29 protein-coding genes and 2 tRNA genes are annotated in these 25,736 nt (G+C 35.5%); 7 read left to right on the top strand and 24 right to left on the bottom strand.

Annotated elements, in window-relative coordinates; genetic code table 11:
- Window positions 1-2,412 (bottom strand): UvrD-helicase domain-containing protein, encoded by a 2,412-nt coding sequence (locus SOI85_RS04690; protein WP_320665065.1) that lies wholly within the window; start codon window positions 2,410-2,412, stop codon window positions 1-3.
- Window positions 2,413-2,529: 117 nt separating this feature from the next.
- Entirely contained in the window at window positions 2,530-2,751 is a 222-nt protein-coding gene (locus tag SOI85_RS04685) for a hypothetical protein (protein WP_320665064.1), read from the bottom strand.
- 231 nt (window positions 2,752-2,982) lie between these two features.
- Between SOI85_RS04685 and SOI85_RS04680 the strand changes: the two genes are divergently transcribed.
- From SOI85_RS04680 to SOI85_RS04670, 3 genes are read left to right on the top strand one after another with little or no spacing between them, the layout of a single operon-like run.
- Complete coding sequence (locus tag SOI85_RS04680) at window positions 2,983-3,531, top strand: bleomycin hydrolase (protein ID WP_320665063.1); 549 nt, start codon at window positions 2,983-2,985, stop codon at window positions 3,529-3,531.
- A gap of 60 nt (window positions 3,532-3,591) precedes the next feature.
- The gene (locus SOI85_RS04675) at window positions 3,592-4,059 is read left to right on the top strand and encodes a bleomycin hydrolase (protein WP_320665062.1); all 468 of its coding nucleotides are present in this window, start codon (window positions 3,592-3,594) and stop codon (window positions 4,057-4,059) included.
- A 49-nt stretch (window positions 4,060-4,108) separates the two neighbouring features.
- Window positions 4,109-4,717 (top strand): hypothetical protein, encoded by a 609-nt coding sequence (locus SOI85_RS04670; protein WP_320665061.1) that lies wholly within the window; start codon window positions 4,109-4,111, stop codon window positions 4,715-4,717.
- A 10-nt stretch (window positions 4,718-4,727) separates the two neighbouring features.
- Here the strand turns inward: SOI85_RS04670 and SOI85_RS04665 are convergent, their stop codons facing one another.
- Window positions 4,728-5,627: a HEAT repeat domain-containing protein gene (locus tag SOI85_RS04665; RefSeq protein WP_320665060.1), complete on the bottom strand. Its 900-nt coding sequence runs from the start codon at window positions 5,625-5,627 to the stop codon at window positions 4,728-4,730.
- Between the two features lie 166 nt (window positions 5,628-5,793).
- On the opposite strand from SOI85_RS04665, the gene SOI85_RS04660 reads away from it, so the two are divergent.
- Window positions 5,794-7,113, top strand: coding sequence for a HEAT repeat domain-containing protein (locus SOI85_RS04660; protein ID WP_320665059.1), 1,320 nt, complete (start codon window positions 5,794-5,796; stop codon window positions 7,111-7,113).
- 22 nt (window positions 7,114-7,135) lie between these two features.
- Here the strand turns inward: SOI85_RS04660 and SOI85_RS04655 are convergent, their stop codons facing one another.
- The 16 genes from SOI85_RS04655 to psbB form a co-directional block, all read right to left on the bottom strand.
- Window positions 7,136-7,744, bottom strand: a complete 609-nt coding sequence (locus SOI85_RS04655) for a chromophore lyase CpcT/CpeT (RefSeq protein WP_320665058.1) — start codon at window positions 7,742-7,744, stop codon at window positions 7,136-7,138.
- Between the two features lie 4 nt (window positions 7,745-7,748).
- Window positions 7,749-8,288, bottom strand: coding sequence for a phycobiliprotein lyase (locus SOI85_RS04650; protein WP_320665057.1), 540 nt, complete (start codon window positions 8,286-8,288; stop codon window positions 7,749-7,751).
- Complete coding sequence (locus tag SOI85_RS04645) at window positions 8,278-8,466, bottom strand: hypothetical protein (protein WP_320665056.1); 189 nt, start codon at window positions 8,464-8,466, stop codon at window positions 8,278-8,280. The genes SOI85_RS04650 and SOI85_RS04645 overlap by 11 nt, the downstream gene beginning before the upstream one ends.
- 221 nt (window positions 8,467-8,687) lie before the next feature.
- The gene (locus tag SOI85_RS04640; RefSeq protein WP_320665055.1) at window positions 8,688-9,482 is read right to left on the bottom strand and encodes a phycobilisome rod-core linker polypeptide; all 795 of its coding nucleotides are present in this window, start codon (window positions 9,480-9,482) and stop codon (window positions 8,688-8,690) included.
- 38 nt (window positions 9,483-9,520) lie between these two features.
- Window positions 9,521-10,915 (bottom strand): BCD family MFS transporter, encoded by a 1,395-nt coding sequence (locus SOI85_RS04635; RefSeq protein ID WP_320665054.1) that lies wholly within the window; start codon window positions 10,913-10,915, stop codon window positions 9,521-9,523.
- 75 nt (window positions 10,916-10,990) lie between these two features.
- The gene (gene galE / locus SOI85_RS04630) at window positions 10,991-12,076 is read right to left on the bottom strand and encodes a UDP-glucose 4-epimerase GalE (protein ID WP_320665053.1); all 1,086 of its coding nucleotides are present in this window, start codon (window positions 12,074-12,076) and stop codon (window positions 10,991-10,993) included.
- 98 nt (window positions 12,077-12,174) lie between these two features.
- Window positions 12,175-12,417 (bottom strand): hypothetical protein, encoded by a 243-nt coding sequence (locus tag SOI85_RS04625; protein WP_320665052.1) that lies wholly within the window; start codon window positions 12,415-12,417, stop codon window positions 12,175-12,177.
- 21 nt (window positions 12,418-12,438) lie between these two features.
- A tRNA-Phe gene (locus SOI85_RS04620) sits at window positions 12,439-12,511 on the bottom strand.
- 131 nt (window positions 12,512-12,642) lie between these two features.
- Window positions 12,643-12,915, bottom strand: a complete 273-nt coding sequence (locus tag SOI85_RS04615; protein WP_320665051.1) for a DUF2470 domain-containing protein — start codon at window positions 12,913-12,915, stop codon at window positions 12,643-12,645.
- Between the two features lie 91 nt (window positions 12,916-13,006).
- A complete protein-coding gene (locus SOI85_RS04610) occupies window positions 13,007-14,239 on the bottom strand; it encodes an FGGY-family carbohydrate kinase (protein WP_320665050.1) in 1,233 nt (410 codons plus the stop codon).
- Window positions 14,240-14,252: 13 nt separating this feature from the next.
- Complete coding sequence (metK, locus tag SOI85_RS04605; protein WP_320665049.1) at window positions 14,253-15,497, bottom strand: methionine adenosyltransferase; 1,245 nt, start codon at window positions 15,495-15,497, stop codon at window positions 14,253-14,255.
- A 32-nt stretch (window positions 15,498-15,529) separates the two neighbouring features.
- Window positions 15,530-16,303, bottom strand: a complete 774-nt coding sequence (locus tag SOI85_RS04600) for an HAD-IA family hydrolase (RefSeq protein ID WP_320665048.1) — start codon at window positions 16,301-16,303, stop codon at window positions 15,530-15,532.
- Window positions 16,304-16,320: 17 nt separating this feature from the next.
- Entirely contained in the window at window positions 16,321-17,430 is a 1,110-nt protein-coding gene (locus SOI85_RS04595; protein WP_320665047.1) for a S1 RNA-binding domain-containing protein, read from the bottom strand.
- Window positions 17,431-17,529: 99 nt separating this feature from the next.
- A complete protein-coding gene (gene nrdR / locus SOI85_RS04590) occupies window positions 17,530-18,012 on the bottom strand; it encodes a transcriptional regulator NrdR (RefSeq protein WP_320665046.1) in 483 nt (160 codons plus the stop codon).
- Window positions 18,013-18,204: 192 nt separating this feature from the next.
- Window positions 18,205-18,300 carry a photosystem II reaction center protein T gene (locus SOI85_RS04585; RefSeq protein WP_320665045.1) on the bottom strand — a complete coding sequence of 32 codons (96 nt, stop codon included), beginning with the start codon at window positions 18,298-18,300 and terminating at the stop codon, window positions 18,205-18,207.
- Window positions 18,301-18,334: 34 nt separating this feature from the next.
- The gene (gene psbB / locus SOI85_RS04580) at window positions 18,335-19,891 is read right to left on the bottom strand and encodes a photosystem II chlorophyll-binding protein CP47 (protein ID WP_320665044.1); all 1,557 of its coding nucleotides are present in this window, start codon (window positions 19,889-19,891) and stop codon (window positions 18,335-18,337) included.
- Between the two features lie 452 nt (window positions 19,892-20,343).
- Here psbB and psbM point away from each other — a divergent pair, with 452 nt between their 5' ends.
- From psbM to SOI85_RS04565, 3 genes are all read left to right on the top strand, one after another.
- Complete coding sequence (gene psbM, locus SOI85_RS04575) at window positions 20,344-20,502, top strand: photosystem II reaction center protein PsbM (protein WP_320665043.1); 159 nt, start codon at window positions 20,344-20,346, stop codon at window positions 20,500-20,502.
- Between the two features lie 80 nt (window positions 20,503-20,582).
- A complete protein-coding gene (gene prmC / locus SOI85_RS04570; RefSeq protein WP_320665042.1) occupies window positions 20,583-21,464 on the top strand; it encodes a peptide chain release factor N(5)-glutamine methyltransferase in 882 nt (293 codons plus the stop codon).
- Complete coding sequence (locus SOI85_RS04565) at window positions 21,465-22,055, top strand: L-threonylcarbamoyladenylate synthase (protein ID WP_320665041.1); 591 nt, start codon at window positions 21,465-21,467, stop codon at window positions 22,053-22,055.
- Window positions 22,056-22,271: 216 nt separating this feature from the next.
- On the opposite strand, the gene SOI85_RS04560 is transcribed toward SOI85_RS04565, so the two are convergent.
- The 5 genes from SOI85_RS04560 to SOI85_RS04540 form a co-directional block, all read right to left on the bottom strand.
- A tRNA-Thr gene (locus tag SOI85_RS04560) sits at window positions 22,272-22,343 on the bottom strand.
- A gap of 112 nt (window positions 22,344-22,455) precedes the next feature.
- On the bottom strand, window positions 22,456-22,794 hold the full coding sequence (gene minE, locus SOI85_RS04555; RefSeq protein ID WP_320665040.1) for a cell division topological specificity factor MinE: 339 nt from the start codon (window positions 22,792-22,794) through the stop codon (window positions 22,456-22,458).
- A gap of 4 nt (window positions 22,795-22,798) precedes the next feature.
- On the bottom strand, window positions 22,799-23,614 hold the full coding sequence (gene minD / locus SOI85_RS04550; RefSeq protein ID WP_320665039.1) for a septum site-determining protein MinD: 816 nt from the start codon (window positions 23,612-23,614) through the stop codon (window positions 22,799-22,801).
- A gap of 167 nt (window positions 23,615-23,781) precedes the next feature.
- Window positions 23,782-24,426, bottom strand: coding sequence for a septum site-determining protein MinC (gene minC / locus SOI85_RS04545; protein WP_320665038.1), 645 nt, complete (start codon window positions 24,424-24,426; stop codon window positions 23,782-23,784).
- A gap of 48 nt (window positions 24,427-24,474) precedes the next feature.
- A complete protein-coding gene (locus SOI85_RS04540) occupies window positions 24,475-25,734 on the bottom strand; it encodes an HD domain-containing protein (protein WP_320665037.1) in 1,260 nt (419 codons plus the stop codon).
- Window positions 25,735-25,736: the final 2 nt, after the last annotated feature.

The raw sequence follows: 25,736 nt of genomic DNA, 5'->3' as shown, positions 1-25,736 counted from the left end.
TTATTCGACTAATTGTATAGGAGCCAGCCTTGGGTCAAGAATCTTTGCACCTAGTCCTTGGAATTTGATAGCTAAAGAGATTTTTTCCCCGGAGCCAAAAATATGAGTTATTTCTCCAATTCCAAATGAGTTATGAATTACTTTATCTCCTATTTTCCAAGCTTTCTCAGGGGAAGGGCCACTATATCTTCGTCGAACTGCATTTTTCGGATAACTCTGCGATTGAGACAGTTTTTCTTCTCGGTCAATACGTGTTAGACGTTCTAAATGCTTATCTCTTCTTAGTGCGGTTCCTCCTGTAAGAGGAATGTCTCCTTCTATTAAATCTCTAGGAAGTTCTGATAAGAATAATGAAGGGATAGCAGGTTCTCGAATGCCTCCCCATGTCCTTCGTTCATTTGCATGAAATAAAAATAATCTTTCTTTCGCTCTAGTAATACCTACGTAGCACAGTCGTCGTTCTTCTTCTAGTGATGAAGGGTCATCAAGTGACCTATAACTAGGGAATAATCCTTGTTCCATTCCTACCAAGCAAACAACTGGGAATTCTAAGCCTTTACTGCTATGCAATGTCATTAAGGTAACTTGATTATTAGTCGACTCTTTTTTGTCTGCATCACTTGCTAATGCTGCACTAGCTAAAAATCCTTCTAAAGTAGCGGTCTCATTTTCTTCCTGATACTGCAGTGCTGCATTGACAAGTTCTTGAAGGTTTCTTCGTCTCTCTTCTGCTTCATCAGTTGCAGTTGCAATTAATTCGCTTAAATAACCACTTTTCTCGAGAACAAGTTGTATTAATTGAGAGGGAGGAGAAATATTTACTTCATTTCTTAGACTATTTATTAACTCACTAAATTGTAATAGCCCCTTTGCAGATCTTCCCCCTAATGATCGTATTGCTTCTCCATCATTCAAAAGATCCCAAATTGGAATTGCTAATTGATTAGCTGCATCAGTAAGTCTTTGAACAGTTGTCTTGCCAACTCCACGCTTGGGGACATTCATAATTCTTAAAAGGCTTACACTGTCTGCAGGGTTTATCAATAATTTTAAATAAGCGAGAACATCTTTAATTTCTCTGCGGTCATAAAAACGAAGACCCCCTACGACTATATAAGGAATACTCCATCTAACTAAAGATTCCTCAATTGATCTTGATTGCGCATTCGTCCTATAAAGAACTGCCATCTGCCCCCAATTTAATTCTGAGTTAGAGGCATTAAGAAGCCTAAGTCTATGAACGATCGCTTCCGCTTCTGATATCTCATCATCGCATTCAGTAAGCTTTATTAACTCTCCTTCTCCTCGAGTGGCTTTTAAAACCTTTTCCAATCTTTCTTTGTTATTGGCAATTAATGAATTTGCCGCTTCCAGAATTGTGGAAGTAGATCTATAGTTATCTTCAAGCTTAACAATTGTCGAAGACACATTATCTTTACTCTTGTCTCCAAAGTCATCTTGAAAACCCATTAAGATTCGAAAGTCTGCGGCTCTAAAACTATAAATACTTTGATCTGCATCGCCTACAACAAATACTGATCGATTAGTCCACTCTTTAAATAAATTAGGTTCGACTCCATTTGTTGCTAAGAGTTTAATTAATTCATATTGTGTCCAGTTTGTATCTTGGTACTCATCAACAAGAATATGCTTAAATCTTTGATGCCAGTAGCTTCTGATTGACTTATTTTGCTTTAATAACTCTACTGGAAGTAGGAGAAGATCGTCAAAGTCAAGTGCATTATTTGCAGCTAATGCTTTTCTATAGAGTTGATAAGCTTCTGCTGTTATTTTTCCTCTTTGTCCTTCAGCTTGTTTTTCGTATTGATTAGGTAAAATACCTTGATTTTTTGCATTGCTTATAGCCCACCGAATTTTCTTTGGCTCAAATCTTTTAGGATCTAACTTCAAGTCTTGTGTAATTATTTCTTTAACAAGGCCTTGTGCATCAGATTCATCATAAATTGAAAATTGTCTAGTCCATTTCAATCCTCCTAGATCTACAAATTTATCAATATCAAATCTCAAAAGTCTTGCAAATAGAGAATGGAATGTTCCTATCCATAATTCTTTTGTTATCTCTTGATATATACGATTACGTAATTGACGTTGTTCAGCAACTTGTAAGGTATTCCAAGGTTGAGCAAATTGATTTTCTGAAAGCCTTTTTGCCAATAATAATTCCAATCTATCTTTCATTTCTCTAGCTGCTTTATTAGTAAAAGTTACAGCTAGAATTTCCGAAGGGTCTACATTATATTCAGATATTAAATGCGCTATGCGGTGAGTTAAAGCTCTTGTTTTACCACTTCCTGCTCCAGCAACTACTAATAAAGGACCTGAAAAATGATCTACTGCTAAGGTTTGTTCATTATTTAAACCACTTAGAAAGTTTTTCTTTTTTTCATTCATGGAAAATTAGAATCGTTAGAAATTAAAATTGTTGACCATTTTAAATAACTAATCAATCGTTTTTTATTGGATTGATAGTCGAATAGTACTTAAAGTTGATTTAAATGAATGTATTTTTCATTTATTTTGATTAATCTGATTTGACCTTTGTTCTATTAGCTTCTTTAGCATATCCTCAACTTTATTTAATTCAGTGTGATTATCTATAGAAAAATTGATGCTTTTTGATGGGATCCTGAGTTTGTTAGAGATCGAGATCAGTTCATTTCGAAGTCTGTCTCTATAAGTTTTTAAGGATTGAATGGATTCTGTCAATTCTTCTAGTGTCGGTTCAGGCATGAGATTTATTATCTATTAAAAGACTAGCTCAGATCTTTAATCCTTTATTGGTAGCTTTTTTAATAGTTCCTATACAAGTAAAGTCTGTTTGCATAAAACTTCGGTTACGAACCGTTGCGGTCTGTTTGTTAAAGGAACTTAGCGGCTACTAAAAGGTTTAACTTGGAAAATGGTGCCTTTCCTTACTGGTTAGAAGCACTTCAATCACATTAAAGGTCATTTCACTTTCCGATGCTAGACGCATTTTCCCGTGCTGTAGTAAGTGCTGATTCTAAAGGTGCGCCAGTTGGTAGTGAGGACCTTGCGCAACTCAAAAAATATGTTGCCGATGCCAATAAGCGTATAGATGCGACACTTGCGATTACTCAAAATGTTTCTTGTATAGCAGCTGATGCTATTTCTGGAATGGTTTGTGAAAACACAGGTCTTACACAACCAGGGGGGAATTGCTATCCCACTCGTAGAATGGCTGCTTGTTTAAGAGATGGAGAAATTATATTGAGATATATAAGCTATGCATTGCTTGCAGGGGATCCATCAATTCTTGATGATAGATGTATTAATGGGCTTAAAGAAACTTATTTAGCTCTAGGCGTGCCTCTAGTGAATGCAATTAGAGCAATTGAAATCATGAAAATTGCAACTGTTGCAATAATGACTGAGACTAATACTGGCAGAAAAATGTTTAATGGAATTAATTCAGGATCAGGTGCTGAATGTAAAGATATTGCATCTGAAGCTGCAACTTATTTTGATAGAGTTATAAATTCTCTTAAATAAGTTTTTTCATCCCTACCTTCTCTTTCTTCGAAATTATCTTTTTCAATCGAGGCTTATCTCATGAAATCAGCTGTGACAACAGTTTTATCTGCCGCAGATGCTGCTGGAAGATTTCCTAGCATTAGTGATCTTGAATCGGTTAAAGGCTCTCTGGATAGAGCAAGAGCAAGAATAGAAGCAGCGGAAAAACTTGCGAATTCAATAGATAGGCTTGCTAATGAAGCTGTTGATGCAGTGTATGAATCTGCTGCCTATCAACTTTCTAATAAAGATAAATGTACTAGAGATATTCACCATTATCTCCGATTGATTAATTATTGTCTTGTTACGGGTGGAACTGGTCCTCTTGATGAATGGGGAATTGCTGGGATGAGGGAAGTAATAAGAATACAACTCCTTCCTACAGTTGCTTATATTGAAGCATTTACTTTTATTCGGGATAAGCAAAATCTTTCTGATTATATGGGTAGACAAGCTGTTGCAGAATTCAAGTCTCTTTTGGACCATTTAATTAATGCTTTGGCTTAAACATTGATGCTCGAATTGAGAAAAGAAATAATTTTATAATTAGCATTTAATGGAAAAAGTAGATCAAAACCAGAAACCATCTTTGAAGATGATTTTCAATGATTTTCATCATCAAAATCCAAATATAAATAAATTGGCTACATTGAACATGATTAAATACTACCCAGATTATTCATTGGAAAAACTAATTGAATATCTCGGCTGTGATAATATTGAATTAAGAAGGAAGTCTGTAAAATCATTGAGCAGGTATGGAGAAAAAGTTATACCACCTTTGACGCAATTATTTTTCTCGACTGATAAGGAAATAATAAAAATTTGCTGTTTAAAAGTGTTTGTGCTAATTGCTTCAGATATAGAATATAAAGTAATGCCTAATGAATTAATTAAAGTAATAGACTCATCTCTTCAATATGAAGAGCCACAGATTGTTTTGTCATTAATTTGTCTTTTAAGAGAATTGAGGAATGAAGGTATTAGATTTTTAAAAATATTGGCAAAGGATAAAAATATACTGAAATCTAAGGCTTCTATATCAGCACTTTCCGAATTGAAAGACCCAAGTATCCCTGATTACCTTAATAGCCTAATAGCAGATAATTCAATCGACGAATTATCTAAACAGGCAGCAATTGATGGACTAAAAAACTATGCTTAAATAAATTTTTTTAATCCCTTGGATTTGAAAGCTTTTTTACTGCAAGATTAATTACTTCTTTAACACTGTTTTCTTTCTCTTCATGAATACGTTTATTAAGTATCTTGATTGCATTTGGTGTATCTAATTTCATTAGATAAATTGCTGCAATTCTTCTTACTAATAAATTGGTATCATTAATTTTCTTGGAAAGAATCTCTTCAATTAGTTGTGTATTATTAATATTAATTACAAGTCTTGTTGCTTCAATACGAACATCTGGGGAATTATCATTTAACGCGTTCAGTAAAATATTCTCTAACTCTTTATCATATGAAGTTTGCATAAGATCTCCAAATGCAGCTATTGCTGCAGTCTTAATAGCCGGATTGTTTGATTTGGCGGCGTTCTTTAATTCGTCTGGAGCTTGCCCCCCGGCAAAAGATAACGCCCAAGAGGCAAGACCACATTGCATTGAGCTGCTTTTTGAGTTGGAGATTACCTTTAAAAGAGCATCAATTGCTGCCTTCCCAAATATTGCCATCGCGCCTGCGGCTGACCCTTGAACGACTGGATCCGTATCATTCATAAGAGCTTCTAGCAGATATGGAACTGCATTTGGATCCCCCACTAGCTTTAGAGTTTTAGCTGCGGCTCTTCTTGCTATTACATTTGGACTATTTTTTAGTACTTCAAATAATCCAGGCAGTGCTGAACTTCCAATAATTCCAAGACTTTCTGCAAATGTCCGCCTGACTAAACCTCTATCATCACCTAATCCAGCAATCATTAAGTTGGTGAGTTTATGGTTTGTTTTTTGAAAATCCCTTGTACCGAGTTTTTCCTTTAATTGCTCTGCTAGTGCATGAGCTTCTTCCGGACTTATCTTAAAATCAGAGTGATTAATTTTTTCTGGGATGTTTGAAGACAATATTCAGTTACCTTTATGGACTAGATTTTTTGATAAGTATAATATTGATCAAAAACAATTTATATAATTACGTTATCAAGTAAAACAAATTTCTCTTTACAATTGATTATATCCTGAGAAATAATATAAATTTCCTGCTTAGGATGATACGGCTATTTCTGATACCTTGTTTAGTAAACCTCCCTTATTAGCTAAAGAAACAGCATTAGATATTTTATCTAGACCTATCTCTAAACTTAATCTTTTAAGTGATTATTATAAAGCGGTTGCTAATCTCCTCGAATATCCATGCTGTGAAACAGAAGATGCTCTTATTAATTTTCTTAAGAAAAAAGGTAAATCACAATCAACAATTATAGCAAAACGTAAAGCTATAGAAGTATTAGCTCAATTGAATTGCACTAGATCAATACCCGAAATAAGCTTTTTTCTAAATAGCGAGGATCCTTATTTGGTTGAGAATGCATCACTTGCTCTCGCTAAACTTTCATGTGAAGATGATCAAATACAAGATATGATATCTAATTTACTTGAAGATAAAAAGCAGCATAGACGTTCATTAATTCAATCACTATCTTTCATGAGAGTCTCTAGGTCATTGCCTAAGATTAAAAGATTATTAGATCAAAAGTCATTGCAAAATGGAGTATATGGTGCTGCGATTTCTGCAATAATTAAATTCACTCATGAGAAGAAGCTTTATAAAGAATTAGATAGTTTACTCCTAGTACCTAATCAGAATGATAGGCAAACAGCAGTTGAAGATATAATCAATGCAGAAGCGATTGATTTGCTACCGTCAGTTATTAAAACACCAATATCTCCTTTCTTTAGACTTCGAGCAATAAAGAAACTATGGCCAATTGGAGAAGATAAAGGAAATGAAGTGAAACTTTTTCATCTATTAGATTCTGTTATAGTAGATAACCCTACTCAACTTAGATTAATTAATAGATCAGATAAAATAAGATCCTTAGATTTGCTACTTAATGACTTTTTTAATACCGATTTCAATAAAGCTTACCTTGCTCTTGAAACCCTTGTTAATTTCTCTGCTAGGGATTTATGGGAACCTTTAAATAGAGTGCTAGGTAGGATTAACAGAGATTATGGGGCTATATATTTTTTGATTAAATTATTTACTTTCGTGACTGATTGGAATGATAATCAAAGGAAGTTTATATTGGAATTCACTTCATCTTTATTAGATAGTGATTGGCCTGATTATATGAAATTTAGACCTCCATCAATATTTCTCATTTTATCTTATAGAACTTTAAACTCAGAAGCTAATCTTTTAAGATTCTTAGACTCTGAAAATACTCCTTACTGGGCTTGTCGCTATTCAGCTTTAAGGGCTATAGAGCTTTATTTTTTAAAAGAAAATAAATTAAATATAAAAGGTATAATAGAAGATTCAAGAAATGATCAAAATCCTTTTGTATCAATTAAAGCAAACTACATTCATATGAAAAATTTTGAATAAATAATAGATTTAAAGCATTGTTTTATAGCCAATTTCTATCTATATAATCATTAAGCGAATATTCTTTTGAAAATATAAATGGACCATCATTAGAACCCCATATTTTGCATTGTGTATTAATGTCAAAACCTTCATCCTTACTTATCCATTGAGAATCATTTGCATATACATGGCTATTGATATAAACGGTGGCGTTCTCTTTCCGGCCTAAGCACTTCTTCCCAGGCTCAATTTTGCCTAAAAAATCAGCTTTATTTAATTTTCTAAAGTGCATTGAACATCCTTTTCTTAAAGATAGTTTCTCTATCTCTATTTCTTTTAGTAAATTAGGATTTGAACCTGCTCCAGCGATTCTTATAGAATTTTTAATTTCAAAGTTTTCAGTAATAATTATATTGCCTTTGTTATGTATTTTAAGTATAGCTTGGCGATATGGAGTCCATGGATCATAGTCATAACTCTGTTCTGTATAAAAACCTGGGCTATTTAAAAGATCGTAAGATAATGGCATGAAGTAAATGTTGATATGAGCAAACTTCTGAGGTTGCTCATTAGCTTGTTTTTGATTGCTATACTTACCTGATATTGTTTTTGCAAAATTTATTATTAATTGATTAGTTCTAGTAGACATTTGACTATCGCAAATTATTTAATCTGCGTATTTCAGAGGCATATGATGTTTGCAGAATGGAATTTGAACCTGAGCTTTTTATTACTGAAGATCGGCATCTTAGATTTTCAGATATAAACCAAATACGTTCTTCTGCAATTGTTTTATTGTAATTAGTTGATAAAAGTATAGTACCTTCTTCTAGGAACTCATATTCACTTTTTGTCTCAATATTCTCTACATACCCAGAACTACGTAGCATTATACCTTTCTCCTCTGAAATAGGTACAGGAACAATTACACATGAACCATTTAGAGTAGTATCTTTTTTCTCTTCCTCCCAATTGCTTTCGGCTTCCCAGCAGATAATGAAAGGAGATGTAAATTCTCCTGAGGATATATTATTTTTCTTCACTAGATTTAACACTTCATTGTCATTAACTGAAAGTAAATTAATTCTTATATCACTAACTATCTCTTCGAACTGTTTGAAGGCAAGTGAATGACCACTACGCATAGATTTCCAATTCCCCTCACTTCTTTTGATGAAGTTTTCAATTTTCATCAATGTCTTCAGAGTAATCTTCTTTCACACATTCCTCTTGGTCAATATTAGCTTTTTGGATCATTCGCACCATTGAGTCGACCATCATTGACATCGCCATCGGGACTTCTTTCCCAGAGGGAGTAGTAGAGGATTGTTCCCCTGGTTTTTTGTTTGAGGATGGACGGTTAATTGACATGGATTTTTTTATTATTGGATTACTGGGTAAGCCTTTCTTGGCTATTGCTTAAGAAGGTTTGGATCCTCTAAAGCATGTACATAATATTTAGCATGCCAAGTCACCTTATCTTAATATCGATTTCTGCTTTGATTTGGTTAATGTAAGAAATTAAAGGATTTTGGATTTTCAAAAATGATTTTTTAGATGTATTAATCTTTATACTTCAGCTCAGTAATAATTCATATAGATCTCAGATGACTTGCATTATCGCTTGTTGCAAATGAAGCAGTTAGTTTAATACTATTCATAAAGCTTGATGTCCTTAGCCCGCAAGAGGAATCCCAAGCCCGCATAAAAGGCACTGTATGTTCTCCAAATATTTCTATATATTCATAAGAGTCAATTAGAAAATCAATATAACTTTCAAACCCTTCTGAATTTATTAATTCTATATTTTTAATCAATTCAGATTGTTTCAAAATTGGTCTGCCCAGTATATGCTTTATACTTAGCTCTACAACTCTCTTTTGGTTTATTCTTTCAAAGTAATTTTTTCTATAAAAATCAGATTTTGATAGCCTTCTTATAAATTCTCTAATAGTTATATCACCATTCCTAAGACGTCTTTCAATATCAATTGGTCTTTCACTTTCCAATGGATGTAAATTTCCATATATTTGTCTATAAGCTGCATTTATTGATACTCTAAAAGACTCATCATCATTCGGGTGATATTGATCATAAGAAAATGAAGTAAGGTTAGTATGTATATATTTAATGCCATATAAAATATGATAATTTTCTAATTTAAACTCTCTAGTTATTCTATTTTCAATAACATTTGATCCTCCTGATGCCTTTGATCTTGCGTTTTTCATAAATACGTTAGGTTGCCCAGGCATGCAACCTCCTTTTGAGTGAAGAATGTAGCTTATTCTTTTACTACCAGAATGATTTGATTTGTTAAATCTTATAGGGAATTCAAATAATGACTCTGCTCCTAAATGAAATGCCTTTTGAGGTATTAGAGACATTTTAGAAGAAAAGCAAGGTGTAGTAATGTTTATTTATTCTATCCATCAAGTTCAGCCATCATCAGAGATTCCATAGTTTGAGAAGTTTCATCTCTGAATCTCTTTACACTAACCTTGCCGAGGACAAAAATTGCTATACAAGTAACAATAATTTCGAGTAAAAATACAAAGGAAAATGCCATAAAAGGTTTCTCTGATCCAAGATAATATCTGCCAATATCCAGTAGCCCTCCACCTAATATCTTCCCCAATGCTCTGGAAAGAGCCTGGGCCAGTCCCCAAACTCCTACTAAGGTGCCTGCCATCTCTGGAAGGGTTAAATCAAGCATTAATGATAAGGCGCTGTTAGTAGCTATTCCTGCGGCTAACCCGAAAATAACTAATATTCCAAAAAGTGCGTTTTCATTTTGAAAGTAACCACTGATAATTAGCAGAAATAGTGAACTTACTATTAACCAACATCCAATCCTGGCAGTAGATAATTTTCCTAATCTAGGTGTAATAAAAAGACCTCCAATAAGTAATCCAATAAGGGTACCTACTCCCCAGAAAGCATTTAACAATGTGGTTTGTGAAATTGGCAGATTAAATACTTCTGCTCCATAACTTTCTAGTATTGGATCTTGTAAAAATAGACCTAATGTGTAGAGAACTAGAAAAACAAAGAAGATTAGTATTTGCTTGCTAGAAATGATGATAGACCATGCTTTCCTTAGTCCGACTTCGTTATTCTTTGACTTAGTATTAGTTGATGAATGATTGGAATTATTTCGTTCTTCTATTCCCCAACATGCAAAGAAAGTAATTAGTAAAACTATTCCCCCAACCCATGTCATGAATCTTTGAAGAGCAGGTTCAAGTAAGGCAGGATCAGAAATCCCATCCAACCCTTTTGTTGTTATAGATATTGCGATAGCTCCGACTACTATTCCTACAGTTAACATGCACCATATAATCCCAACTGCTCTAGGCCTTTCTTCCTCAGTTGTCATGTCAATGACAAGAGCAAGATATGGTGTGGTTGCGAGAGAAACCGCTAATCCATAAAGAGAAAAAAGAACACAGAGAGATACTGCTGCCATTGTTATTTGTAACCAATCACCTCCTGAAAGAGCTTTTTCAGTAATGAAGATCAACGGAATTGAAAGTATTGCCATTGAGCAAAATCCAGCCGATCCAAGCCATATATAAGGTGTTCTTTTCTGTCCTCGAATTGGCCAAGTGTCAGAAATATTCCCAAACAAAACTCGTGATGGTGCCATTAATTGCTCAAAAGCAAGTCCTCCTCCAACTAAAATCGCAGGGAATGCAAGTTCAGATATCATTATTCTATTTAGCATCCCGGCAAAAATTACAGCCAAGCAGCCAAGACATCCTTGGAAAAGACTTAGCCTTGCTAAGTTAATAGCTGATAAACCTTTCGATTGATTCAAGACAAAATTCCTATTATGAAAGGACTTACTTAATAAAAATAACGCATCAAAAAGTTTTCTCTAAATATTACTTTTTTAGAATTTGTTTTTATAAATGTTCTTGCTTTGCCAATTCCATCCATCATCGCATATATCTTTTAGACTTTTTTGTGTTGACCAATTTAAATATTTGAGAGCCAACTTAGGACTTGCAATTGATATAGCAGAATCCCCAGCTCTTCGATTGGCGATTTGATAAGAGATCTTTTTCCCGGTTACTTCTTCGAAGCAATGAATTAACTCCAATACAGAATGCCCTTTGCCACTACCAAGATTTAAAGTTAATAATTGAGGTTCAGATCTCAGTAGCTTTTCTAATGCTGCTTTGTGGCCTTCAGCAAGATCCATAACATGGATATAATCTCTTACCCCCGTGCCATCAATAGTGGGCCAATCATTCCCAAAGATGTGGAGCAAATCTCTTTTGCCTTCTGCTACTTGGTTAATTAATGGGAAAAGATTATTGGGGATCCCTTTGGGATCTTCTCCAATCTCTCCACTTGGATGAGCTCCAACTGGATTGAAATAACGCAATATGGCAATTCTCCAATCTGTAGGACTTTTTTGAAATGGTTTTGTTCTTTGTTGGCAATTAGAAATATCAGCTAGAAGCATTTCTACTGCTGCCTTTGTTTTTCCGTAAGGATTGATTGGGTTAATAGGTGAAGTTTCATCTATGGGTATTACACAAGGATCTCCATAAACAGTTGCACTGCTACTAAATACAAGAACTTTGCATGAAAACTCATTCATCACTTCTAATAATTTCCTTGTCCCAGAAGTATTTACATCCCAATACAGTAAAGGCTTTTGAATGGACTCATGAACAGACTTTAAGCCTGCAAAATGTATTACAGCAATAATTCTTGTGCCCTTTCTTTTTGCTATTTCAAAAATCTGTGTAACTAACTCTTTGTCACGAATATCACCTTTTACTAATTGAAGCCTTGCTTCTGTTATCTTATCTTCTAATTTTGCAAGTTTTGCAATACTGCTTATTACGCTTGGAGAACTATTAGAAAAATTATCTATTATAATTAAATTATAACCAGCATTTAATAGAACCACACAAGTATGAGAACCTATAAATCCTGCCCCTCCAGTTATTAGGATAGAGCCCATAATTTCAATCCGATACTAAATTTTACCACTTTTATCTAATTAAAAAAAGGTATTTTAATAGTAGAAATTATATCTTAAGCTACTAATCTTGTTAAACCTTACTTTAAATCTAATAACCTTATTCTAAATATGGCGACTTCTTTTGCCTGGATTGGATTTTCGATCAAGAAAGGATGGTCGTCAATTTTTGAAAAAACCAAGGAGATTTTTTCTTCTTGAGTTAAGTCTGAATCTTTTAGAGTTGAGATCTCCTTGGTCCAAACCTCGTCAAACGCCATGGCAAAGCCATCAGCATTGTTCATTAAAAGATTGTTGTTGTGACTTTGTGAAGAGAAGGACAAGATTAATGTTCTCTTTATTAATGCCAGGACCCAGATTTGAACTGGGGACACGGCGATTTTCAGTCGCCTGCTCTACCAACTGAGCTATCCCGGCCTAAAGTTATCCCTTTATTCAATTTACATTACTGTCCTCTCACCAGTAGGAATATATTGTTAGGAAGATTTGGCAATGCTTACATTATTTTGTAATTAAGTTCTAGAGCAGATAGCTCGCAAGCTGAAGTGTTAACACTGTTTTGAGATTGTCTTAAGCATATGAATCAATGTTTTGTGTGCATCTTCGCTGTCTTTAAGCGTATGGTCGAAATTAATTTGGATTAATTCTTTGTCAGTTTCCAGTTCAAGATATTCTGAGTTTAGGGTTTTCATTATTACATTTTTAAATTCGGTAATCTTTCCATAGTGCAGTGCATATTGATTTATCGCATCTTGATGATCCTCATTCATATGCTTGCAAATACGATCGCAAACTTCACTGTTTAGTTCTTCTTCCTTCATAGTCTTTAATGGTTTTTTAAATATTAACGTAAATCTAATAATCTTTAACTCTTTTTTGATTGGCTATTTGGGAATATTTTATTAAAAATTTTTATTCAAATATAGAATTGGCTGCAATTTTTGCTACACCAATTGCAGGTGGGCGTTTACATATTCTTATGGGTATTTGAATAATCCTCTCTCTGATCTTTTGCCATTGTATATTTCTTGCACCATTACCAAGTGTGATAATTTTAGTTGGTTGGTTAATACCTAAGTCTGCAAGCTTTTGCCATCCTTGTTTTTCAATATTAGCTAATCCTTCTAATAAGGCCTTCAGATATAAAGAATCACTTATTGGTCTAGGAGTAAGAATTGGTTTTAAATTAGGGTCATTTATAGGAAATCTTTCTCCTTTAAATGGTAATGGTAATAGATTTATATTAGAACTTTTATATGGATTGATTTGATTGCTTAAATCTTCTATCTCCTGATCGTTAAAGAATTTTCTAAGCACAGCACCACCAGAATTGGAAGAGCCACCGCATATCCATTTGCCTCCGACAAGATGATTTGTTATACCTTCTGCAAAAATTGGTTTCTCAACAAATTTTTTCAAAACAATTGTGCTACCAAGAATACTTATCCCTTCACTATCTGAAGCATTGGCGGCAATTACTGCTGCATTCGAATCTGTTGTACCAGCTATAATAATTACATCGTTAGGGAGACCTAAAACCTTTGATCTTTTTATATTGATTTTTCCTAATTGATTGCCACTAGAAATAATTTCTGGGACCATTTTTTTTAAAGAATGGTTATAAAAAATTTTAGGCCAAGACTTATTATATGGATCCCAGCCTAACTTTAGGTTATTTCCTTCTTCCCCTAATTCCCATTTTCCTGTTAGCCAGCTGCTAACCCAATCAGCTTGACTCCTTAATAATAAATTTTCTCCATGCCTTTCAATTAATTTTAGAGCGCTACCAAGACTGGAATATTTTTTGAGATTTTCTTTGCTAAATCCTTTTAATTGATTGATATAACTTTCTGAATAATCTTCATAGTAAGTAATTGCTTTCCCTATGGGTTTACCATTGTTATCACAAGCAATTATCGTCCCAGATGTTGCATCTATTGCAATTCCCTTAAGTTTTTGTTTGAGCTTTGTGGGTATATTATTAATTAAACTCTCACAACATCTCTCCCAGTCTTTGCATTCTTCTAATCCTAAATTGTAATTAATGGAGGCTGAATAAACTAATTCTATTTGAGAATTTATTAATACTACTCGTACTCCAGAAGTCCCAAGATCAATTCCCATTGCCAATCGATCATCTGCCATCTGAGGCTATTCCTTAATCTTCTTTTGCGAAATTTACATCTTTAATTTCATTGACTTTTTCTATCACATTCTCCCAAGGTAAGTCCAAGTCTTGACGTCCAAAATGGCCATAAGCAGCTGTATCTCTGTAAAAACGTCCTCCTCTTTCTTGTGGTAATTCTTTGAGGTTGAATTGCTTGATAATTGCTCCAGGGCGAAGGTCGAAATAGTTTGAGACTAGTTCTGTTAAATCATTATTGGAGTATTTGCTGCTGCCAAAAGTTTCTACGAGAATTGATATAGGCTTTGCTACTCCTATTGCATAACTAAGTTGGACCTCAACCCTTTCTGCAAAACCTGCCGAAACTAATGATTTAGATACGAATCTTGCTGCATAAGCGGCAGATCGATCAACTTTAGTTGGGTCCTTTCCAGAGAAAGCCCCGCCTCCATGTCTTGCAGCTCCTCCATAAGTATCAACAATTATTTTTCTTCCGGTTAGGCCAGCGTCACCTTGGGGCCCTCCAACAACAAATTTCCCAGTTGGATTAACAAGAAATTTAGTTTCTTCTTTATTTGGCTTTAATTTAAGGTCGGAAGTTGCTGGAACTACAACATGTTCCCACAGATCTTTTTCTATTTTTTTTCTAATTCCTTTTTCCTCGCTGATTCCATCAACTTCTTCTGTATGTTGAGTGGATATTAAAATTGTGTCGATTGAAACAGGCTTATCATTTTCATAAGCAACGCTAACTTGTGTTTTCCCGTCCGGTAAAAGGTAATTCAATATTCCCTGATGTCTCACATAAGCTAACCTCCTTGCAAGTCTATGAGCCAAACTAATAGGCAAAGGCATTAATTCAGGGGTTTCATTGCAGGCATAGCCAAACATTATTCCTTGATCTCCAGCACCTATTTTGTCGAGTGGATCTCCGGAATGGTCATCTGCTTCATTGACTCCTTGAGCTATATCGGGCGATTGCTGGTCAAGTGCTACTAGGATTGCACAACTATTAGAATCAAATCCGCCTGCTCGATACCCTTCATAGCCAATTTCATTAATTACATTTCTAGCAAGTTTAATGAAATCAACTTTTGCCTTTGTAGTTACTTCTCCTGTTATAAGGCATAAGCCTGTATTCACTACTGCTTCACAAGCTACTCTGCTATTGGGATCTTGACTTAATAGAGCATCTAAGACAGAGTCACTTATCTGATCACAAATTTTGTCAGGGTGTCCTTCAGTTACTGATTCTGAAGTGAATACAAACTTATTCATAGAAGAACTTTTTAGATCATTATTTTAGTTTTTTAGTGGCAAGATAGTTCTTCCCATTTTGATATTAATTTATTTTGATAAGAGATATCAGGCTTTATATCCCAACCAGATACATAACCTATTGATATACCTATCCCTGCTTGTTGAGCCATTTTTAAATCTAAATCACTATCACCTATTAACATACATTCATGAGGATGAAGATCAATGCTTTTGCATAATTTGATTACTGCAGTGGGATTAGGCTTGGGTGGGTTGTTTTCACAACTCCAATATCCCGCAAATTGATTTGCTATTTTATTGTGATCGAGAAAATCCTTGATTCCTTTGCTCGTATCATTACTAATAACAGCACATTTGATATTGGCTTGTACCAATTTATCTAATAAGATCTTTACTCCTTTGAAAAGAGGTCTTTCCTTCGCAATACTTTCTAGATCAGATAAATCTTTATCAGCACTTTGAAAAACCTTATTAGATATATCAATTGCTTCAGGCCAACTCTTTGTAAATATGGAAATTAAAGTTGCAGTAGAGATTAAATTATCTTGTCTAGATGCAATTGCTATAAGGCCATTTGGATCTACTAAGTTTTCTGTTAGACCATAAGCAGACTTCAGCAGTTTAATAAGCTGGTTTAACTCATTTTTTATTAACTTATTTTTAAGAATTTTTTTAATTTCTCTAACCCTAGAGTTGGCAATATCTCTAAGATTTGACTTACTGCTAGTCAATGTCCCATCTTTATCAAATAAAACACCTTTAAAATCTCCCAAACTAATATTATTCAAGAAAATCTCAGCCATTAAATACCTAAGTAATTTTAAACAGTCATTACTGCGATTGGATCTTCTCCTTCTTCAGCTTGCTCAAGCAACATTTGTTTATACTTTGCAGCCATTTCTTCGGCATTGTCAAACACTTTCTGTGGGTCAGTCAACATATCTCCTGGTTCGGGTTCAAGAGCCTTAGTTGAAAGAGAAATTCTCCCTCTTTCTGCATCTAAGTCGATAATCATTACTTTCATTTGATCATTGACATTTAGAACTGAGTGAGGAGTTTCAATGTGTTCGTGACTGATTTCAGAAATATGAAGTAGTCCACTGACTCCCCCAATATCAATGAAAGCTCCATATGGCTTGATTCCTCTTACTGCACCCACTACTACTTCACCAACTTCGAGTCTATTCATTTTTCTTTCGACCAAAGCACGCCTATGACTTAAAACAAGACGATTTCTCTCTTCATCAACTTCAAGAAACTTTAAAGGAAGAAAATCTGCGACCAACTCTTCCTTTGCTTTGCGAGTACTGATATGAGAACCAGGAATAAAGCCTCTTAATCCTTCCACCCTAACTAATGCTCCTCCTCTATTAGTTGCAAAGACTTCAGAATAAATAGTTGCATCTTCTTTTTGCAGTTGCCTTACTCTTTCCCAGGCCCTTTGATATTCAATTCTTCTAATTGATAAAGCTAGCTGACCATCTTCATTCTCTTCTGACATTATAAAAAACTCTCTTTGCTCTGTAGGCTGCAATACATCGCTTAGGCCTTCTACTCGATTTATAGAGACTTCTTGCATTGGCATAAATGCCGCAGTCTTTGCCCCTATATCTATCATTGCTCCTTTCGACTCAAGAGCAAAAACTGTACCTTTGACAATATCTCCTGGTTTGAAGTTGTAATCGTATTTACTAAGTAAAGAAGCAAACTCATCAAGAGTAAAACCAGCACCATCAAAGTCATATCTCTTTGCTCTACTGGATGGATCGTCCGCCGTGGGGATATCTTCTGGAATATCCAAAGATTCATCAATATCTAGAGCTTCTGTTTCTGCTTCGCTAGATGTCTCGAGTTCGTTTTTAATCTCCTCCTCTGTATTTTTTTGCACTTCTGACAACTCTTGATCAGTTTCTTTAAGATTTTCAGACATGGGGGTAAGGCGGTCTACCTATAGGTAGTGGGTGACTGTGTCCATAATGGCCCGCCGACCTTATGGCAATAATTAACTACTTTACATACTCAACTATCACTATGAAATAACACTTGCCAATTGTTCTTTTTCTTCTGGGTTTAATGTTTCTAGCGTTTCTATAAAATCATTGACTCCATGAAATTCTCTATATACTGATGCGAAGCGAATATAGGCAACCTCACTTAGTTCTTTTAAATGATCTAGGACCATTTCTCCTATATCTGAACTTTGTACTTCCCTGAGATTTTTTTGTTGTAACTGAATTTCTATATCATCAACAATTAATTCTCCTTTTTGAGAGATTTTTGAAATCTTTTCACTTGCTCTGGTAATTCCATTTAGTATTTTATTTCTATTAAATATTTCCTTATTACCATTCCTTTTGATAACTGTAATAGGAATAGTTTCTACTCTTTCATAGGTAGTAAAGCGAAAATCGCAATTCAAACATTCTCTCCTTCTCCTCACGCTTTTACCTGCATCAGCAGAACGTGACTCGAGGACTCGACTATCTGTGTTTTGGCAAGCGGGGCATTGCATTGCTGCCCTATACATAAAATGGTATTCGAATTTACTTTATACATTTATTTGCTTAATGAGAAGGGTTTGTGTATTTGAGTTTACTTTTTCTTTTTTGTAAATATAGAAAAAAGTTGCGTGAATCCCAGTCTGAGAATTAATTCTTACCAAAAAAAAATCCCCTAGTTAACCAGGGGATTTTTTTTTGGCAATTTATTTATCGTACTTTGGGGGATCGCGGAAAGCGACGGCAAAGAAGAGTGTTACGACTGCCAAGGTCATTAGAAGTGTGTAAGCGAATGCTTCCATCTGGATTCTCGATAGTGGATAAAGATTCCTTCAATTAGGCACGGCCTGGAACTCGTCGAGTGGATTCATCTCCAAGTTTCTTGAAGAGTCCAAACTCAACACGATCGCCTAACTCAGGATCGATTCCAGCGAATCTATCTCTGAATAGGGTCCTAGCTGCATGCCACCAATGTCCAAATAGGAATAATAGTCCAAAACATAGGTGGGCATAGGTGAACCAGGCTCTAGGAGAGCTTCTGAATACACCATCAGACTTGTAGCGATCCCTATCGAACTTAAAGGCTTCTCCTAGCTGAGCTTTACGTGCAAGACGTTTTACTACAACCGGATCTGTAAATGTTTGGCCATTTAACTCTCCACCATAAACAGTTGCCTTGACTCCAGTTTGCTCAATGGAGTATTTAGCTTCTGCTCTACGGAAAGGAATGTCAGCACGAACATTTCCATCTGCATCTTCAAGAATGACTGGGAAGTTTTCGAAGAAATTAGGAATTCTTCTTACTTCCAGATCATTTCCTTCTTTATCTTGGAAAGATATATGACCTTGCCAACCAGTTGGCAAGCCATCTCCATTAACCAATGCACCAGTTCTAAATAGACCGCCTTTTGCAGGGCTATTTCCTACATAATCGTAGAAAGCAAGTTTTTCAGGGATAGCAGCATAGGCTTCTTCCTTTGTTGCCCCATTATTAACCGCTTCTTGAACTCGGCGATTGATTTCAGTTTTGAAGTATCCGGAATCCCACTGATAACGAGTTGGTCCGAATAATTCCACTGGAGTAGTAGCTGAGCCGTACCACATTGTTCCGGCAACTACAAAAGAAACAAAAAGTACCGCTGCTAGTGCACTAGCTAAAACGCCTTCAATATTTCCCATTTTCAAGGCTTTGTATAGCCTTACTCCTGGACGGTTAGTGATATGGAAAACACCACCAATTATTCCTATTAGGCCTGCACCAATATGGTTGGCAACAATTCCTCCGGCATTAAATGGATTGAATCCTTCGGCTCCCCATGCTGGTGCTACTGCCTCAACATGACCTGAAAGTCCATATTCATCAGATACCCAGATGCCAACGGAAGCGCAGTGGAATGCACCAAAACCAAAGCAAGTGAGTCCTGCTAGAAGTAAATGTATTCCAAAGATTTTCGGAAGATCTAATGCTGGCTCTCCAGTTCTTGAATCTTCCCAAAGTTCAAGATCCCAGTAAGTCCAATGCCAGATGGCTGCCAAAATCAGCAGACCACTGAAGACAATATGAGCCAGGGCAACACCTTCAAACGTAGAAAACGGAAGAGCTTTGCCCCAAAAATCTAAAGAATCAAAATCAAAAGCTCCAGTACCTCCTGTGATATCCCAGCCACGCCAGCTATTGGTGACGCCTAGGCGCGCCATAAAAGGCATGACATACATGCCTTGACGCCACATTGGGTTTAAGACTGGATCAGTTGGATCAAAAATGGCCAATTCGTAAAGGGCCATTGAGCCGGCCCAGCCGGCAAGTAAAGCTGTATGCATGAGGTGCACGGCCAAGAGGCGGCCAGGGTCGTTAATTACGACTGTGTGCACCCGATACCAGGGCAATCCCATGTGTCAGGTTTCGTGAACGAAGCTACTTAATGCAGCCAGACCGCATGATCGTAAAGGTTCTTGCATGCCCAACGGGGAAGGTTGTTGCTAGCTGCAACGACTATTGACACTATTGAGCTCAAAATAAGAAGATTTTTCCACCTTCTAAACTCACTTTAATGGCCTAATCCACTGCTATCACTACGTTTTTAAAATCTGGTCAGTCGAAGTTAACTTTTCACTACTTTTTTTTTTCTTTATAAGTTTTTTGATTTTTTTATCCACTTGGATGCTTTTTTTTGGTTTTTTTTTTGCATTATCGAAAATTTTGGGAACTATTTAGCCTCCTTGAAAAAAATATTTGATGTTTTGTGGTTACAAAATCTCTTTCTAGATTGATAGAAGGGCAGGAACGAGTGAAAAGAGATTTATAGTGTTGCGGGTGTTCAAATCTACGAATAACAATCTGAAGTATGGAAACCACTAATTTTGGCGCTGCTGCAAGTCTTCTTTTCGTTGGCGTTCCAGTGATTTTTCTAATTGGTCTTTATTTGGCTACAGCCGATGGTGAAAAATCAAGCTTTTTCTCTGATACCAGTAAAGGAAGGCTTTCTCCTGAGTCCAAAAAATAAGCCATCTTAAGAATTGATTTAGGACTTAAATGGTTTGAAATTAGGTCTATTCTCGTTATGGGGATTGACCATAAATTTATATGGAAGGTTATTCTTATAGTGGTGAAGAGATTTTATCTTGGAGAAAATCCAATTTAGCCTTAGGTGGAGATCAAATTGAACTTGATTGGTTATTAGATTTAGGGGGAGGATTACCTTTCTCAGAAAAACAAAAAATTTTTTTATATCCAGAACGTATTTTTTTACTTCAAAAATCTCTAAAAGAATTAAATCTTTTATGGACAATTCACTTGGAAACTAAAAAGCCTCTTCAGTACATTGTAGGTAAATGTCCTTGGAGAGACTTTGTCCTTGAAATTAATTCTGATGCTTTAATACCTAGACAAGAAACAGAGTTATTAATTGACTTAGCCTTACACAAAATCGTTAAGACTTCAAAAGGTGCTTGGGCGGACTTGGGAACTGGATCAGGAGCCCTTGCTATTGCGTTAGCAAGAGAGTTGCCTCATTGGGAAGGACATGCTGTTGATTGCAGTCAAAAAGCACTTTCTTTGGCAAAAAGTAATTTAGAAATCTTGTGTCCAAATTCAGAAGTAAATTTACATTTAGGTAATTGGTGGGACCCTTTGAAAAACTTAAACAATTATTTTGACTTGGTACTTGCAAATCCTCCTTATATTCCAGTCAATGAATTGAAAAACTTAGATAAAAGTGTTATGAATTTTGAGCCTAAACTGGCATTAAGTGGAGGCGAGGATGGTTTGGAATCTTGTCGAAAATTAATTTCGGAAGGAATTAATAAATTGCGATTAGGTGGATGGTTGATTCTCGAACATCATCATGATCAAAGTGAATCTGTGCAGAAACTTTTGATTGATTTTGGATTTGAAGAAGTTTCTTGGGAGGTTGATTTCCAAGGTATTCGTCGTTATGCAATGGGTCGTAGAGAAAGGTGCGAATAAATGCATATAGTTGAATGTCAGGCAAAAGAATTGAGCAAGAGGCTAGATAAAGGGGAAATTGCCTTGTTTCCCACGGATACTTTGCCGGCAATAGCTGTTTGCCCTAAATATGCCAGTAAATTATGGGAAATAAAAAAAAGACCTTTCAATAAACCTCTTATTCTTATGTCTTCTAAAAAAGAGGATTTACTAAAGATTATCTGCTCTTCAGCAAAAGAAGATGCCTTAAAAATGTCAGAGGCCTTTTGGCCAGGTGCTTTAACAATGGTTTTACCCGCAACAGGGGAAGAGGTCCCTTGGCTTAATCAAAATTCTAATACTGTTGGATTAAGAGTTCCATCAAATGATCAAGCAATTAAATTACTTGATGAAAGTGGTCCTTTAGCTACTTCTAGTGCAAATTTGTCAGGTGAGGAGCCAGTCCTTACTGCAGAAGAAGCTGCGAAGACTTTTCCAGGTGTTCCTTTATTGGGGCCAACCCCATGGCCAAACCCTTCAGGACTAGCTAGTAGCGTTATCAAGTGGGAAAGTCCTGGGAGATGGCGATTATTGAGAAGAGGTGCTGTTATGCCTTTAGGAATAAATGATTAAATGATTTGGTTATTAGTTTTTTTAGTAATTGCCCAATCTTTTTTTTATTGGATAGTTAAACCTTTAGTCTTTTCAATTACTTCTATTTTAGAGCTTAGAGGAATTGGATTCATCTTGGTTCTATTAGTAGTTTGGTTGTTTTCAGGTCGGGAATAGAAGTTGTGATTGCTAGAGATTCTTGAAGAAATTTTTTTGACTACCCTGAACTTTCGTCTATGCCGGCTAACAGATTTGAACTGATGACCTTCGCTTTACAAAAGCGCTGCTCTACCGCTGAGCTAAGCCGGCTTGTTGATGATCCTAGCTATGAAAGGTACTTGATGAATATAAATTCTTTCATAGATTCTAGAAATTAATCTATTTTTAGAGCCTTTGACTTAAAAAGATTATTCATAGGGCCCTAACTTCCCTCTGGCTCTTTAGCTGTCTCATCAATTTCTGTCTTTGTTGAACTACCCTCTTTTAATTGAATTTCACCGGAAAGAGTTCTTTTTATTGGTAAATTTGCAACTAAGGCAGTCATCCTATCTTCTGTCTCTAAGCTCACAGCACCTTCATTCATATCTATCTCTACATATTTTGCGACTACTTCAAGGATCTCTTTTCGCATTTTATCTAATAGATCGCTGCTTAAGTCACTTCGATCATGCGCAAGAACTAATTGAAGACGCTCCCTAGCAGTACTTGCACTTGCTGGTTGCCGTCTAAGCAGTTTGTTAATGAGGTCTCTGAGAGTCATGGATTTAAAAAATCTTTGTTTGCATCAATCTTTTGAACTTATCTCCTAAACTTGATCCTTCTTTGGAGGGATCAATTAGAGGTATTTCCTCTCCTTGAAGACGTTTCGCAATATTTGAGTAACATCTCCCAGCTGGAGAATTGCCTCCATTAAGAGTTAGAGGTTCTCCTCTATTAGTACTGACTATTACTTGTTCATCCTCTAGAACTAGTCCCAGTAAAGGTAATGCAAGAATATCTGTCACATCATCAATTGAAAGCATCTCTTGACTGGCCATCATTTTAGGTCTTACTCGATTAACTACTAATTGAACTGGTTTTATAGAATTTGTATTCAGTAAACCAATTACACGATCAGCATCTCTTACTGCGGAAACCTCCGGATTTGTAACAACTATTGCTTCTTGTGAGGCAGCCATTGCATTTTTGAATCCGTCTTCTACTCCTGCAGGACAGTCGATTAAAACATAGTCAAATTCTTCTCTAAGCATTTCAACTATTTGCTTCATGTCATTTGGTTTAAGCCATTCGAGCATTCTTGGGTTGCCTGCAGGCAGTAGAGCAAGATTCGGCTCTTGTTTATGTTTGACCAGCGCTTGATCTAGTCGGCAAGTTTCTTCAAGCACTTCTTGTGCTGTATAAACAATTCTATTTTCTAGACCTAGGAGTAAATCAAGATTACGCAATCCAAAGTCTGCATCTAATACAGCTGTTTTAACGCCTTGACTGGCAAGCGAAATTCCTAGATTTGCAGTAAGGGTTGTTTTACCCACTCCTCCTTTGCCTGAGCAGATAAGAATGACTCGTGTATCTTTAGTCAATGATTTTCTCAATGTGAATAAAGTTTAATTGGATTTTGCTTTGGAGTAAGCGTTCATTAAAAGGTTTGACTTTGATCTTTTTAAATACTGATATATCAATAAGAGTCGATATTTAAAATAATGAGTTAATAGCTAATTGCTTATCTAAATTAATTATTTTTTTATTTCTATGAGATTAGTGTGGAAATAACAATTATTCCTGACTCTATTTTGGCTTCTTCTACGAGCCCTCCTTCTTGTTTGTCTTTAGGCCCTCTTGCTACCTTGTCAGCAATTCTTAGTTGGACTGGCCTTAAATGAAGAGCTGAAATTTTAGCTTCTAAATCTCCTGACTTACCAGCATGTGCAATGCCTAAGAGCCTTCCCCAAATCATTACGTTGCCATCTGAAGAAACCATTGCTCCGGGATTTACGTCTCCATAAATAAATAAATCTCCTTCGCTCTCAATATGTTCGCCTGATCGAATTGTCCCTTCATGAAAATATAGTGATTTATTGCTTTCTAATTTCTTCTTATAAGAGAGGCCAGCTTTAGTTCTTTTTTGAGTAATATCACTATTCATAGATAATTCACAGTTTAATTTAATTGCCTTAGAACTAACAACAGTCTCGGGTAAATTTGTCTTGATATTTTGTATGTTTACATTATAAGTATTGCAGACTTCTTGTATATACAATAAGTCTTTACAGTTAAGTTTCCAGTCAAGGCAATCTATCTCAATTTTTTTTGTAGCGATATTATGAAGTTCCCTTTGCAGGAGCGGCTTCCAATCTGAATGATTACTTTCTGGAAATATTATTGTGTAGACCAAGAGATGAAGGTTAGTACATTAATTAATTATATTAACAATATATTATTGTTAATTCAATTCATTTATTAATAAATCAATTTCCTTTTTTAGAGGACTATGAATCTTTCTTTCATAAATTAACCAGGTTGATTCTTCTGGCCTTATGAGACTTCTGACTAAAGGTGAGGCATTCTCTAAAGCTTTTAAATTTTTGCCATCCCAGAGTCTCAAACCTCCTTTGTAAGGATGGTATCCATGTAATTTCTGTTTCTTTATTCCACATGTTGTATCAGGATCAAGGCCATTTTTTGAGGCTATGCTTCTAGCTATTGCAAGAGCTTTGATTTGATTCTCATTGCTTAAAATGTTTATATCTATCGCTTTGAATAGAATTCTATTAATATACCTATAACATAGTTCGGAAAGTATTTTGTGCTTACCTTCTTTCCATCTATGCAGGTGATAACTTACTACAATATCGTCATTTGCTATAAAGTCATCTAATCCTATTTCATTTTTATTCCAGAGCCATTTGGATATATTTTCATCAGCCCATACGATTTCTGGCCCTAAATCTCTTGCAATAGTAAATATTTTCTCGAGAAGCCAGTTCGCAACTTCATTTAATCTATGATTATATACACTTTTATACATAAGGTTTCTAGTAACTAGGTAATGTTCAACAGCTGGAAGTCCTTTAGGGTGTATGGCTAAATCTCCATCTGGAGAAAGTGTTAGTGCTTTAATAATTCTATCTAAATCTAATACACCATAGTTTGTCCCGGTTGAGTAACTATCTCGAATTAAATAATCCAATCTATCGCAATCTAGCTGGCTACTAATTAGAGCCTTTATGGCCTTGTTGGGAGAATCTTTGCCCCTAATTAGATTTGCAATTTCAATTGAATATCCTGAATTAAACTTTTCTAAAGGATCTGATATCTCAGGATGGTTCTCTATTAAATTGGCAGACCATTGCTCATGATTTAAATTGAAAATCCCCTCGCTTGTATGACTAAAAGGTCCATGTCCAAGATCATGAAGTAATGCAGCTGAATATAAGATAAGTCTGAATTTTTTTAGGTCTGGATTTATGTTTAAGAGACCATTTAAAGCTTTTCTTGAAATTTCAAACACGCCTAATGAGTGAGTGAAACGACTGGATTCGGCACCATGAAAAGTAAGAGAAGCCGGACCTAGTTGACGAATTCTCCTTAACCGCTGAAAAGGAGATGAATCTATTAATTGCATTATTAGGGCTTCCTCAGGAATATTTGTATCCAGTGTTATCCCCTTATGTAATGGGTCGTAGTAGGTCCTGATACTCATAA

Source organism: Prochlorococcus sp. MIT 1223 (assembly GCF_034092465.1).
Classification (GTDB): Bacteria; Cyanobacteriota; Cyanobacteriia; order PCC-6307; family Cyanobiaceae; genus AG-402-N21.
Note: the sequence above shows the minus strand (reverse complement) of the source record. Positions and strands in the feature narration are given on the sequence as shown.

Bases quoted from the DNA above. Each gene is read 5' to 3' on its own strand.
- SOI85_RS04690 (WP_320665065.1), bottom strand. From the start codon at position 2,412: ATGAATGAAAAAAAGAAAAACTTTCTAAGTGGTTTAAATAATGAACAA.
- SOI85_RS04645 (WP_320665056.1), bottom strand. From the start codon at position 8,466: ATGTCAATTAACCGTCCATCCTCAAACAAAAAACCAGGGGAACAATCC.
- SOI85_RS04675 (WP_320665062.1), top strand. From the start codon at position 3,592: ATGAAATCAGCTGTGACAACAGTTTTATCTGCCGCAGATGCTGCTGGA.
- SOI85_RS04670 (WP_320665061.1), top strand. From the start codon at position 4,109: ATGGAAAAAGTAGATCAAAACCAGAAACCATCTTTGAAGATGATTTTC.
- SOI85_RS04655 (WP_320665058.1), bottom strand. From the start codon at position 7,744: ATGTCTACTAGAACTAATCAATTAATAATAAATTTTGCAAAAACAATA.
- prmC (WP_320665042.1), top strand. From the start codon at position 20,583: ATGGAAGGTTATTCTTATAGTGGTGAAGAGATTTTATCTTGGAGAAAA.
- psbM (WP_320665043.1), top strand. From the start codon at position 20,344: ATGGAAACCACTAATTTTGGCGCTGCTGCAAGTCTTCTTTTCGTTGGC.
- SOI85_RS04685 (WP_320665064.1), bottom strand. From the start codon at position 2,751: ATGCCTGAACCGACACTAGAAGAATTGACAGAATCCATTCAATCCTTA.
- galE (WP_320665053.1), bottom strand. From the start codon at position 12,076: ATGGGCTCTATCCTAATAACTGGAGGGGCAGGATTTATAGGTTCTCAT.
- metK (WP_320665049.1), bottom strand. From the start codon at position 15,497: ATGAATAAGTTTGTATTCACTTCAGAATCAGTAACTGAAGGACACCCT.
- minE (WP_320665040.1), bottom strand. From the start codon at position 22,794: ATGACTCTCAGAGACCTCATTAACAAACTGCTTAGACGGCAACCAGCA.
- SOI85_RS04615 (WP_320665051.1), bottom strand. From the start codon at position 12,915: ATGAAGGAAGAAGAACTAAACAGTGAAGTTTGCGATCGTATTTGCAAG.
- SOI85_RS04540 (WP_320665037.1), bottom strand. From the start codon at position 25,734: ATGAGTATCAGGACCTACTACGACCCATTACATAAGGGGATAACACTG.
- nrdR (WP_320665046.1), bottom strand. From the start codon at position 18,012: ATGCAATGCCCCGCTTGCCAAAACACAGATAGTCGAGTCCTCGAGTCA.
- psbB (WP_320665044.1), bottom strand. From the start codon at position 19,891: ATGGGATTGCCCTGGTATCGGGTGCACACAGTCGTAATTAACGACCCT.
- SOI85_RS04600 (WP_320665048.1), bottom strand. From the start codon at position 16,303: ATGGCTGAGATTTTCTTGAATAATATTAGTTTGGGAGATTTTAAAGGT.
- SOI85_RS04640 (WP_320665055.1), bottom strand. From the start codon at position 9,482: ATGTCTCTAATACCTCAAAAGGCATTTCATTTAGGAGCAGAGTCATTA.
- SOI85_RS04680 (WP_320665063.1), top strand. From the start codon at position 2,983: ATGCTAGACGCATTTTCCCGTGCTGTAGTAAGTGCTGATTCTAAAGGT.
- SOI85_RS04610 (WP_320665050.1), bottom strand. From the start codon at position 14,239: ATGGCAGATGATCGATTGGCAATGGGAATTGATCTTGGGACTTCTGGA.
- SOI85_RS04565 (WP_320665041.1), top strand. From the start codon at position 21,465: ATGCATATAGTTGAATGTCAGGCAAAAGAATTGAGCAAGAGGCTAGAT.
- SOI85_RS04650 (WP_320665057.1), bottom strand. From the start codon at position 8,288: ATGAAAATTGAAAACTTCATCAAAAGAAGTGAGGGGAATTGGAAATCT.
- SOI85_RS04595 (WP_320665047.1), bottom strand. From the start codon at position 17,430: ATGTCTGAAAATCTTAAAGAAACTGATCAAGAGTTGTCAGAAGTGCAA.
- SOI85_RS04585 (WP_320665045.1), bottom strand. From the start codon at position 18,300: ATGGAAGCATTCGCTTACACACTTCTAATGACCTTGGCAGTCGTAACA.